Source organism: Streptomyces sp. JHA26 (assembly GCF_002005565.1).
Lineage (GTDB): Bacteria > Actinomycetota > Actinomycetes > Streptomycetales > Streptomycetaceae > Streptomyces.
The window spans coordinates 1-11499 of record NZ_BDJC01000099.1; the positions used below are offsets into that span (position 1 = coordinate 1).

The window sequence follows — 11499 nt, forward strand, 5'->3', positions numbered from 1 at the left end:
ATCGCCCTCATCCCGGTGCCAGACGCTCCCGTCGTCGCGGAGCCATTGCGCGGCAAGTACGTCGCGCACGTCCGCATCGCCCACACCGGCCCCGCCGACGAGGGCGAGCGGCTGGTCGCCCCGCTGAGGGCGGTCGCCCCGCGCCTGCTGGAGACGCTCGGCGAGATGCAGTACACGGACAGCGCGGCGATCCACAACGACCCTCCCATGCCGATGCCCTGGTACGCGGAGGACGCCCTGCTGGACGACTTGGCCCCGTCCGACGTGTCCACCATCCTCAAGACCGTGGGCCCCGACGCCCCCGTGATGTGTGTCACCGAAGTGCGTCACCTCGGCGGCGCCCTCGCCCGGCCACAGGGCGCGCCCAACGCGATCGGCCACCGCGACGCGCGGTACCTGCTGTACGTGCTGTCGCCGCTCATGGGGCCGTTCACCCCGCAGACCGTGCGTCCCGTGCAGCGGCAGCTCTTCGACGCGGTCGCGCCCCGGACCCGGGGCCGGTTCCTCAACTTCATGGGCATCGGGGAGAACGCCGGCCCCGAGCAGGTCCGTACGGCCTACGACGCGCCGACGCACGAGCGGCTGACCCGCCTGAAGGCCGTCCACGACCCCTCCAACACCTTCCGCGCGAACTACAACCTGCCACCGGCGTCTGCCGCGGACGTCTAGGTCCGGGCATCCGGCGTCCACTGCGGCGGTCCCTCCCCCTGGACCGCCGCAGTGGCGATCACCCGCGGCTCACCGCCACGCGAGATGGGATGAAGCACAGCGATGTCTGACACGCCGTACCCGCTGGACCCCACCGGGAGTGCGCTCGCGGCCGAGGCCGCGACCCTCCGCGCGAAGGGGGCGGCCACGCTCGTGGAGCTGCCCGGCGGGGTGGTCGCCTGGTCGGTCACCCGGCACGACTCGGTCAAGCGGCTGCTCACCGACTCCCGTGTCTCCAAGGACCCCCGGCAGCACTGGCCCGCGTTCCGCGACGGCGAGATCACCGCCGACTGGCCGTTGTATCCCTGGGTGTCCGTGGAGAACATGCTCACGGCGTACGGCGCCGACCACTCGCGGCTGCGGCGGCTGGTCGCGGGCGCGTTCACGGCGCGCCGCACGAAGTCGCTGGAGCCGGCCGTCACCGAGGCGGTCGAGGAAACGCTGGAGCGGCTGTCCGCGCTGCCTGGGGGCGAACCCGCCGACCTGCGGGCGGAGTTCACCCATCCGCTGCCGTTCCGGGTGATCTGCCGACTCTTCGGGGTCCCCGACGACACCGGTGCGGCGCTGATGCGGATGATGGACGACTTCTTCCGCGACCCCGGCACCATCGAGGACATCCAGGCCCGCGGCCGGACCATGTACGAGGTCCTCGCCGACCTGGTCGCCCTCAAGCGCTCCCGGCCCGGGGACGACCTGACCTCCGCGCTGATCGCCGTACGGGACGACGACGGCGAGCGGCTCGGCGAGCAGGAACTCGTCGACACCCTGATGCTGATGATCGGGGCGGGACACGAGACCACCGCGAACCTGCTGGGCAGCGCGATCATCGAACTGCTCTCCCGTCCCGAGCGGCTCGACGCGCTGCGGACGGGCCGGACGACCTGGCCGGACGTGATCGAGGAGACGCTGCGGCTGCACGGCCCGGTCGCGCACATGCCGCTGCGGTTCGCGGTGGAGGACATCCAGCTGGCCGAGGTGACGATCCGGCGGGGCGACGCGATCCTCGTCTCCTACACGGCGGCCGGCCAGGATCCCGCCCAACACGGCCCGGACGCCGGGGAGTTCGATCCCTCCCGTGAGCGTCGGGAGCACCTGGCGTTCGGGTACGGCGTGCACCACTGCCTCGGTGCGCCGCTGGCCCGCATGGAGGCGGGCCTGGCGTTGCCCCGGCTCTTCGCGCGCTTCCCCGCGATGCGACTGGCCCGGCCCCGCGAGGAGATCCCCGGCTCGGGCTCCTTCATCGCCAACGGCCCCCGCGTCCTGCCGGTGTGGCTGCACGGCACGCGATCCTGACGGTCGTACGGCCCGTGGTGACCGGCCGGCGCTGGTGCGGGCGCGCAAGAGGCGGCCGTCACCCGGGATCCCGACCCGTCACCGTCGGCGAGCCGCCACGGGACCGGCGCCCACGGCGTCGCCACCGCCCGCTCGGACCCCGCGCGGGAGACGGCCCTCGCAGCCGGACCCGGCGGACCGTGCGCCCCTCTCCGCCGCCCTTCCGTCCTCCCCCGCCGCTCCCGCCTCACGACTCCACCTCCACATCCGCCTCACCGCTCCACCTCCACATCCGCCTCACCGCTCCACATCCACATCCGCCTCACCGCTCCACATCCGCATCGGCCTCACGCCTCCGCCTCCGCCTCCGCCTCCGCCTCCGCCTCCGGTGGACGATCCCCCGGCCGTGGTCCAGCCACGCCCGGCACCAGCCGCCCGGCCCGCTCCGTCGTCCGGAGCCCCCGCCCTCTCGCATGTCCGCTCTCTCAGGAGGACCGCCCATGCACCATCGGCTCTTCACATCCGAATCCGTCACCGAGGGCCACCCGGACAAGATCGCCGACCAGATCAGCGACGCCGTCCTCGACGCCGTCATCGCCCGGGACCCGGCGGCACACGTCGCCGTGGAGACCATGATCACCACCGGCCAGGTGCACCTCGCCGGCGAGTTGTCGACCTCCGCCTGGGTCGACATCGCCGCGCTGGTCCGCCGTACCGTCCTGGACATCGGCTACGACCAGTCGGCCAAGGGGTTCGACGGCGGCTCCTGCGGGGTCTCGGTGTCGCTGGGAACCCAGTCCCCCGACATCGCCCGGGGTGTGGACACCGGCGGGGCCGGCGACCAGGGGCTGATGTTCGGGTACGCCTGCGACGAGACCCCTGCGCTGATGCCGCTGCCGGCCCAGCTGGCGCACGCTCTGGCGCGCCGGCTCGCCGGCGTCCGCAAGGACGGCACGCTGCCCTATCTGCGTCCGGACGGCAAGACACAGGTCACCGTCGCCTACGAGGCGGACCGTCCGGTCCGGCTGGACACGGTGGTCGTCTCCTCGCAGCACGCCGCCGAGATCAGTCTGGAGGGAATGCTGGCCCCGGACATCCGTGAACACGTCGTGGAACCGGTGCTCAGGGCGTTCGCGGAGGACGGGGTGAAGCTGGACACCGACGGCCACCGCCTCCTGGTGAACCCGACGGGACGGTTCGAGATCGGCGGTCCCATGGGCGACGCGGGGCTCACCGGTCGCAAGATCATCATCGACACCTACGGCGGCATGGCCCGCCACGGCGGCGGCGCGTTCTCCGGCAAGGACCCCTCCAAGGTGGACCGTTCGGCCGCCTACGCGATGCGCTGGGTGGCCAAGAACGTCGTCGCGGCGGGTCTCGCCCGCCGCTGCGAGGTGCAGGTCGCCTACGCGATCGGACGGCAGGAGCCGGTCGGCCTCTTCGTGGAGACCTACGGGACCGCCACGGTGCCGCAACACCGTATCCAGGCGGCCGTCGCCGAGGTCTTCGACCTCACTCCCGGCGGAATCATCAGCGCCCTGGACCTGATCCGCCCGGTGTACGCGGGCACCGCCGCCTACGGGCACTTCGGCCGCGAACTGCCCGGGTTCACCTGGGAACGCACCGACCGGGTCGAGGCGCTCCGGATCGCGGCGGGGCTCTGACGTGGCCGGCACCGGCACGCGGATCGCGGTCACCGGCTCCATCGCCACCGACCATCTGATGACGTTTCCGGGGCGGTTCACGGACAGCCTGCTCAGCGGCCGGCTGCACCAGGTGTCGCTCTCCTTCCTGACCGACCGGCTGGAGGTGCGGCGTGGCGGGGTGGCGGCCAACGTATGCTTCGGGCTCGGGCAGTTGGGCCTGCGCCCGCTGCTGGTCGGCGCCGCCGGCGCCGACTTCGCCGAGTACCGGTCCTGGCTGGAGACGCACGGTGTCGACACCGGCGGCGTACGGATCAGCGCCTCGTTGCACACCGCCCGCTTCGTCTGCACGACGGACCGCGACGAGAACCAGATCGCCACGTTCTACGCCGGGGCGATGGCCGAGGCGCGGCAGATCGACCTGTGCGAGGTACTGGCGGGGGCCGCGGAGACCGATCTGGTCCTGGTGGGGGCGGACGACCCCGCGGCCATGCTGCGGCACACCTCCGCCGCTCACCGGATCGGCGTCCGGGTGGCGGCCGACCCGTCGCAGCAACTGCCCCGGCTCGACCGGGCGGAGGCGCGCGCCCTGGTGGACGCCTCGCACGTGCTGTTCACCAACGAGTACGAGGCGGCACTCCTGCTGGAGCGGACCGGGTGGACGGAGCGGCAGCTGCTGGACCGGGTGGGGACCTGGGTCGTCACCCGGGGCGCGGAGGGCGTCGTCGTCCGCCGTGCCGACGGGACCAGGCTGACGGTGCGGGCCGTCCCGGTGGCGCGGGTCGAGGATCCGACCGGCGCGGGCGACGCCTTCCGCGCCGGCTTCCTCGCGGGTCTCGCCTGGCGCTGGCACTACCGCAGAGCGAGCCAGCTGGGCTGCGCCATGGCCGCAGCGGCCGTGGAGTCCGCGGGAACGCAGACCTACCGACTGCACATGTCCGACGTGCTCGACCGGCTCGACCGCGGCTACGGCAGCGCGGTGGCCCGAGCGGTCGAGCCCTTGCTGACGGAGACCGTGTGACGACCTTCATCCAGGCCGCTGCCGCGGCGGAGAGCGAGCGGCCCGGCAGGGCCGAGACCCTGTCGACCGTCGAGGGCGAGCCGGCCATCCCGGAGAAGAACCGCTTCTTCTTCGACCATCCGCTGGATCACGTACCCGCGATGCTGCTCCTCGACTCCATCCTGCGGGCCGCCGGACAACTGCACCGGCCGGGAGACTGGGAGCCGACGGCCCTGCGGATGCGATTCGACCGCTTCTGCGAGAAGAGCCCGCCGCCCCGGCTGCGCGTCGAGTCGGTGCCCGCCCCGGGCGGAGCACGGCTGCTGGACGCGCTCGTGCTCCAGTCCGGGGCGGCCGTCTGCCGGGCGGAACTGCGCCTCGAACGCCCCCGGTCCGCGCCCCGGCCCACCACCGAGGTGCCGATCGGACCCCCGACCGGGCCGGCCGACCCGCGTCTGGTGCACAAGCGGTGCCGCGAACGCGTCCTGGTCGGTCCGCTGCACGACACGGGAGCGGGAGCCTTCACCACGCGGGCGCTCGCGCCGGCCGACCACCACGCCCGCGCCGTCCACCCGCTGACCCTGCTCGTCGAGACCGCCCGGCAGGCCGCCACGATGGTCAGCCACACGGCCTGGGGGACACCGCTGGACCAGCGGTTGATCGTCGGCTCCCTGGAGGTGTCCCTGCCGGCGGACGGCCTCTGGCCGCACCGCCTTGTGCTGCGCTGCCACCCCCGCCGCGCGCACCGCCGCCACGAGAGCGTCGTCTGCGAACTGCTGCACGGGGGCACGCCCCGCGGGCGTATCGCCTTCACCGGCCGTACCGTGCCGCCCGCCGCCTACCGGCGGCTGCGGGCGGGCGCCTCCCGCACCACGGCCGCGCACCGGGGTGAGGCCCGGTGAGCGTCAGCGCGGTGCGGCGGTTCCCCGCGATCCTCTTCGCGGTCGGCACCTGCGCCGCCACCGGGGGTCTGGTCCGTGCCCTCGCGGCGGGGCCCGGCCGGGCCCCGGGCATGGCGGCCGTACTGATCGCCGCCTATCTGGGCTGGGTGTTCCTCGAGGTGCGGGTCAGCTTCCGGACCGCCGGGGAGCCGGCCTCGGAAGACGACCGGGGCAGCGAGCTGCTGTACGGTCTCGCCCGCCTCGCCACAGTGCTCGCGGCGGTGTACGGGCCGCTGCCGCGCGCGCCCTGGCAGCCCTGGATGCTGGTACCGGCGGCCCTGCTGTCGGCCGGCGCCGCGCTGCGGCTGCTGTCCATTCGCGCCCTCGGCCGCTTCTACTCGCACCGGGTGCGCACGGTCGAGGGCCACCGGATCGCCGACGGCGGCCCCTACCGGCTGCTGCGGCACCCGGCCTACGCGGGCATGCTCCTGGCCCATCTCGGGCTGGTGTCCTTCTTCTGCAACCCCGTCAGCGTGGTGCTGCTCCTCGGGGCCTTCCTGCCGGCGATCGTGTACCGGATCCGGGTGGAGGAACGGATGCTGTACGCCGTCGAGGGCTACCGGGCCTTCGCCCTGGGCCGCAAGCGGCTCGTGCCGTTCGTATGGTGAGCGCGCCCCGCTCCCCGGCCCCCCATGTGGCGCTGACCGGAGCGACCGGCTACACGGGCCGTGCCTTCCTGCGGCGGGTGGCGGCCCTCCCGCAGTCCTGGCGGGTGACCGCGCTGGTCCGCTCCCCTCTCGCCCAGCCCCCACCCTTCGTCCGGCAGGTGGTCGGCGAGCTGCCGGACGAGCTGCCCGAGGCGTTCCCGCCGCGGGACGCCACCGTGCTGGTACACCTGGCGTCGGAGCACCGGGAGACCGACCGGGCACGGCTGCAGGCGGTCAACGTCGACGGGACCCGCGCAGTCCTGGACCGGCTGCCGCCGTCGGTACGGAGCGCAGTGCACGGCAGCTCCATGTCCGTCTACGGGCAGGGCGCCCAGGAGTACGTCGCCGAAAGCGCGCCGCCCGCGCCGGCGACCCCGCTCGCGCGGACCCGGCTCGCCGCCGAGCGGCTCGTCCTGGAGGCGATGCGCCGGCGCGACGGCGGCGCCTACATGCTGCGGCCGCGTTTCCTGCCCGGAGCCGAGGACCCCTCCTTCCTGGCCCTGGCGACCGCGCTGCGGGCCATGCCGCTGCGGCTGGCGCCCGACCAGGTCCGGCTGAGTGTGATGGACGTCGACGACTACGCGGAGGCGATCGTCCGCCTCGTGGCCCGGGCCCACAACAGCGCGCTGGGGGGCACTGCCGTGCGACGGGTGCTCAACGTCGCGTACCGGAAGCCCCTCACACTGCGGGAGCTGTTCGACATCGCGCCGCCGCCCGCCCGGGCCCCGGTCCGGCTGCTGCCGCCGCAGACCGTGATCCGGGCCGCCGCGCTGCTGCCGGGGCACCGGGCACGGCGGCTGGCCACCTTCCTGGAGCTGGCCACCCGCTCCCACTGGGCCGACGTCCGCGCCCTGGAACACGAGATCGGCTCCGACCTCACCGCCAAGTCGCCGGCCGCGGTGCTGCGCGCCCGCCGGGGAGAAGCGAACGAAAGGTGACCCTGATGATCGAGACGCTGCACGACCCGCTGCGGCCCGCACAGGTCGGCTGGAAGTTCGCCCGGCTGAAAGTGCTGCACGACGCGGGCGTGCGGGTGCCGCCGCTGTTCTGCCTGACCGGAGACGCCTACCGGCGTGCCGTGGGCCCGCTCACCGCCCGGATCGACGACGTGCTCGACCGTGTCGATCCCGGGGACTGGCACACCCTGCGGGAGGCGAGCGCACGGATACGTGCCCTGGTCGAGGGCGTGGGCCTGGACGCAACGACCCGTACCGCGCTGCGGGAGGCGGTGGAGCGGTGGTTCCCCGGCTCGGACACCCTGCTGGCGGTCCGGGCGTCAGTGCTCGCCGGGTGCTCGGACCGGGGGGAGGACTCCGCCGACCATCCGTTCGCCGGAATGAGCGACAGTTTCCTCTACGTCCGTGCCGAGGACGTGGCGGAGACGGTGCTGCGGTGCTGGTCCTCGGCGTTCTCCCCGGAGTCCCTGCTGTATCGGCGGCGGCAGGGACTGTCCACGCGCGGACTCGCCGTCGCGGTCGGCGTCCAGGAGATGGTCCTCGGGGAGCGCTCGTTGGTGATGTTCACGGCCGACGCGGCGACGTACGCCCGCCGTACGGTGATCAGCGCCGGCTGGGGCATCGGCGAGGGCGTTGTGCAGGAGAGGACCGCCACCGACCACTTCTTCGTGACCCCCGGCACCGACCGCGTGGAGCGGACGGTCGCCTTCAAGCCCACCATGCTCGCCCTGGACGCGGAGCGCGGGCACGGGATCGTGGAGGTCGAGGTTCCCAAGGAGCGGCGCGACGGGCCGGTCCTCTCCGACGAGGAGGTGGTGCTCCTCGCGCGGCTCGGCCGCCGGATCGAGGACCTCTTCGGCGCGCCCCAGGACATCGAGGCCACCCTCACCGCCGACGGGATCGTGCACGTGGTGCAGTCCCGGCCCATCGCCATGGAGCCGGCCCGGCACCGCGTGTGGAGCAACGCCAACGTCTCGGAGAGCTTTCCGGGCACCACGACGCCGATGACGTACTCGGTGGCACGGCGGTTCTACGCCCTGCTCAACCACGACTACCTGCGCCGGTGCGGGGTCGACGAGCGCCAGCTGGAGGAGGTGGCCGACTGCACCGGCCGACTGCTCGGCTATCTCGACGGACGGATCTACCACAACATCACCTCCTTCACGGCGATGCTGTCGGCCCTGCCGATGTTCGAGGGGCTGCGCCGGGACTGGGAGCGGCTCGTGGCGGAGCTGGACACCGTGTACCACGAGCCCGCCCGGCCGCCCGCCGGCCGGGCCGAGCGGCTGCGCCGGCTCGGTTCGCTCGCGGCCGGCTGGACCCGCGCGGGCCGCAACCTCGTCACGCTCCCGCGTGACTTCTCGGCGTTCGAACGGGCCTGGCAGCGGCTGCTGCGGGACAAGCGCGGATCGGCGCAGATGCCGGGCCGTCACCCGCTGGTGCTGGTCGCGGACTTCCGCGAGGTGTGGCGTGCGGCGGCCCGGATGTGGGGCGTGACCCTGATCAACTACCAGTTCATGGTGCTGTACCACAAGGTGATCGAGCAGCTGCTGGAGCGATGGGGCGTCACCGACCAAGACGTCCTCTTCAGTCAGTTGCTGTGCGGAGGACCGCAGTTGCGCGGAGCCGAGATCGCGCTCGGGGCGGTACGGCTCGGGGAGCTGGTGCGCGACGACGAGCAGCTGCTCGCCCGGTTCACCGAGGCCGACCCCCACGCGCTGTGGCGGGAACTGGAGTCCGGGCGGCTGCCGGCGGACTTCGCCGCGGCGGTCCGCACCCATCTGCGCCGGTACGGGGACCGGGGCATCGAGGAGCTGAAGCTCGAACAGCCCAATCCGCGGGACACCCCCTGGGAACTGCTCAAGGTGGTCCGGCAGTACGCCCTGTCCGGCGTGCGCGTGGCGGACCTGGAGCGCAGCGAGTGGGCCGAGCGGGCGGAGGGCGAGGAGCGCCTGCGACGGCTGCTGCCGCGGCGGCCCCTGGAGCGCGGGCTGCTGCTGTTCCTGTTCGACCGGCTGCGCACGCACCTGTACTACCGGGAGGCGGGCCGGTACATGCGCAGCGAACTGTTCGGCTATACCAAGCAGGTGATCGCGGTGCTCGGCGCGGACCTGCACCGGCGTGGTGTGCTCGCCGACCCGGCGGACGTCTTCCTGCTCGACCTGGACGAGCTGTTCGGGTTCGTCGACGGCTCGGGCACCACCCACGACCTGGCCGGCCTGGTGGAGGTCCGGCGACGCGACGGGGAGCGGGCGCGGCGGCTGACGCCGGCCCGGGAGTTCGCCACGGGCGACGTGGTGGGCACGTCGGTGCCGCACGTCGAGGAGCCGGCCGTGGCCTGCGCCGGGCAGGAGGTCCTCAGCGGGCTCGGCTCCTGCCCGGGGAGGGTCCGCGGCCGGGCGCGGGTGGTCCTCAGCCCGGCGCTGGGCGAGGAACTGGCGCCGGACACGATCCTGATCGCCCGGGAGACCGATCCCGGCTGGCTGTACCTGATGCTGGCGGCGCGGGGGATCGTGGTGGAGCGCGGCTCCCTGCTGTCGCACACGGCGATCACCGGCCGGAAGTTCGGCATCCCGACGATCGTCGGCGTACCCGGCGCGACGGCCCGGATCGCGGACGGCAGCCTGATCGAGATCGACGGGGCCGACGGCCGGGTGCGGGTGCTGGAAGAGGCGGCGCCGTGACGGCGTTGGCTGTCTTCGGCAGGTTCTTCCTCACCCGCTTCCCGCTCGCCCGGTACAGCATCTACGTGTTGCTCCTGCCTGCGGCCGTGCAGAGCACCCTGGCCACGCGGGACACGCCGGGCGGTCCGCTCGGACCCGCCCGGGCCGGTCATGTGGCGGGGTTGGCGGGGCTGTTGTGCGTGCTGCTCTTCATGCGGGTCGTGGACGAGATCAAGGACCTCGACTACGACCGGGTGTTCAACCGGGACCGGCCGCTCGTCACCGGCGAGGTGTCGCTCGCGGCCGCCCGGACCTACCTGGCGGGTTCGGCCGCGCCGGCGCTGGTGTCGGCGGCTGCCGCCGGGCCGGGACCGGTCGCGGCGGCAGCCGCGATCATGGCCTACAGTCTCTTCCTGCTGGGCCTGGAACGCCTCTCGCCGCGGTTCCGGGACGCGATGTGGGGGAACATCGTGGTGACCGTCCAGCTCAAGACCGGTGTGCTTCTCTACGCCGTGCTGCTGGCCCGTACGGCGGGCGCCGCCGCACCCGCCGGCCCGTCGGCCCTGACCGTGTCGGCCTTCCTCCTCGCCTATGTGTCGTGGGAAGTGGCCCGCAAGACGGTGCGCGAGCCGTTCGCCCGGCCCGGCGAGAAGCTGTACTCCACAGCGGTCGGTGCCACGGCGAGCGTGGCGGTGGCCGCGGTGCTGCTGCTGGCGGCCTGCGGGTGCCGGGTGGCCGTGGCCGCGTCCTGGCAGTCCTGGGGGACGGGGTGGCAGTGTGCGTTCCTCCTGCCGCCGACGGCCTTGGCCTGGGGCTGGGTCCGCCTGCGGCGCGGTGGGGAGCGGTACGCGCCCGGCGGGCCCGCGCTGCTGGCGTACGTCGTCTTCCTCGCCGTACCGGTGGCGCACTGGGCCGCCACCGGCCGCCCGGTGGCATGACGAGCCGCCTCCCCGGCCGGGCCCGGGCCGATGCGGCACCGGTACGGCGGACGCCCCGGTCAGGGCCCGGTGCCGCACCCGTCAGGCCGGATGTTGTGGTTGACCCGGAAGGTGTTGGCCAGGTCGTGCAGGGCCTTGAGACGGGTCAGGCGCTCATGGACGCCAGTGTCGTACAGGGTGGGGACGCGGTCGGCGGACAGGGGGCGTCCCGCGCCGTAGACGAAGTTGCCGCTGAGGCCGGTGGCGCGGGGCGAGACCGCCGTGAGCAGCTTGTCGTGCACGGGTCCGACCTCGTCCGGGCTCCATGGCCCCACCGGGGACAGCACCCTCAGGAGGTACGCGGCGTCGCGGTGGCCGATGGCGTTGGGCGCGCCCTGCGGCCGGGCGAGGGCGCCGCCGAGGTGGCGGATGTCGACGACGCACATCACGGGTGCCCGCGGGCCGGCGAGTTCGACGACGGCCCGCAGGTCGGCCGGGGCGAGTGAGCGCAGGTAGGCGTTGTCGCCGGCGTAGCCGTGCGGACGGACGGGGTCGTCGAAGACCGAACCGGACGCGGTGTACGGCATGTCGCGCAGCCCGTCCGTCAACCGGGGGGCGGCCGCCTTCAGTGGCGCGACCAGCCTGCGCCCCTCCGTGACGCTCCCGGCGTGGGCGATGCGGACGTGTGCGACGTACCTGCCGCGCAGCGGCTCGGGCACGGACGGCACGTGGGGGTGGATCATCAGTCCGAC

The 11499-nt window shown here is 73.7% G+C and carries 8 protein-coding genes and 2 pseudogenes; 9 read left to right on the forward strand and 1 reads right to left on the reverse strand.

The window, feature by feature from the left end; all coding sequences use genetic code 11:
* The 9 genes and pseudogenes from JHAT_RS32540 to JHAT_RS34230 all read left to right on the forward strand — a co-directional run.
* A pseudogene (locus JHAT_RS32540) lies at positions 1-669 on the forward strand (FAD-binding protein); the annotation flags it as partial.
* A gap of 102 nt (positions 670-771) precedes the next feature.
* Positions 772-2001: a cytochrome P450 gene (locus tag JHAT_RS32545; RefSeq protein ID WP_077801875.1), complete on the forward strand. Its 1230-nt coding sequence runs from the start codon at positions 772-774 to the stop codon at positions 1999-2001.
* A 479-nt stretch (positions 2002-2480) separates the two neighbouring features.
* Positions 2481-3644 (forward strand): methionine adenosyltransferase, encoded by a 1164-nt coding sequence (metK, locus tag JHAT_RS32550; protein ID WP_077801876.1) that lies wholly within the window; start codon positions 2481-2483, stop codon positions 3642-3644.
* Positions 3645-3702: 58 nt separating this feature from the next.
* Positions 3703-4644, forward strand: a complete 942-nt coding sequence (locus JHAT_RS32555) for a carbohydrate kinase family protein (RefSeq protein ID WP_077801884.1) — start codon at positions 3703-3705, stop codon at positions 4642-4644.
* Positions 4641-5525, forward strand: a complete 885-nt coding sequence (locus tag JHAT_RS32560; protein WP_077801877.1) for an AfsA-related hotdog domain-containing protein — start codon at positions 4641-4643, stop codon at positions 5523-5525. Before JHAT_RS32555 ends, JHAT_RS32560 begins: the two co-directional genes overlap by 4 nt.
* Positions 5522-6172 carry an isoprenylcysteine carboxylmethyltransferase family protein gene (locus tag JHAT_RS32565; RefSeq protein ID WP_077801878.1) on the forward strand — a complete coding sequence of 217 codons (651 nt, stop codon included), beginning with the start codon at positions 5522-5524 and terminating at the stop codon, positions 6170-6172. Before JHAT_RS32560 ends, JHAT_RS32565 begins: the two co-directional genes overlap by 4 nt.
* The gene (locus JHAT_RS32570) at positions 6169-7149 is read left to right on the forward strand and encodes an NAD(P)-dependent oxidoreductase (RefSeq protein WP_171991170.1); all 981 of its coding nucleotides are present in this window, start codon (positions 6169-6171) and stop codon (positions 7147-7149) included. Before JHAT_RS32565 ends, JHAT_RS32570 begins: the two co-directional genes overlap by 4 nt.
* 5 nt (positions 7150-7154) lie before the next feature.
* A complete protein-coding gene (locus JHAT_RS32575) occupies positions 7155-9851 on the forward strand; it encodes a PEP/pyruvate-binding domain-containing protein (RefSeq protein ID WP_143660578.1) in 2697 nt (898 codons plus the stop codon).
* Positions 9848-10768 (forward strand): UbiA family prenyltransferase, encoded by a 921-nt coding sequence (locus JHAT_RS34230; RefSeq protein WP_107482099.1) that lies wholly within the window; start codon positions 9848-9850, stop codon positions 10766-10768. The genes JHAT_RS32575 and JHAT_RS34230 overlap by 4 nt, the downstream gene beginning before the upstream one ends.
* 59 nt (positions 10769-10827) lie before the next feature.
* On the opposite strand, the pseudogene JHAT_RS32590 reads toward JHAT_RS34230, so the two are convergent.
* Positions 10828-11499, reverse strand: a pseudogene (locus tag JHAT_RS32590) (FAD-binding protein); the annotation flags it as partial.

What these genes read in the sequence shown, in the direction of transcription:
- JHAT_RS32545 (WP_077801875.1), top strand. Translation starts at nt 772, where the DNA reads ATGTCTGACACGCCGTACCCGCTGGACCCCACCGGGAGTGCGCTCGCG.
- metK (WP_077801876.1), top strand. Translation starts at nt 2,481, where the DNA reads ATGCACCATCGGCTCTTCACATCCGAATCCGTCACCGAGGGCCACCCG.
- JHAT_RS32555 (WP_077801884.1), top strand. Translation starts at nt 3,703, where the DNA reads ATGACGTTTCCGGGGCGGTTCACGGACAGCCTGCTCAGCGGCCGGCTG.
- JHAT_RS32575 (WP_143660578.1), top strand. Translation starts at nt 7,155, where the DNA reads ATGATCGAGACGCTGCACGACCCGCTGCGGCCCGCACAGGTCGGCTGG.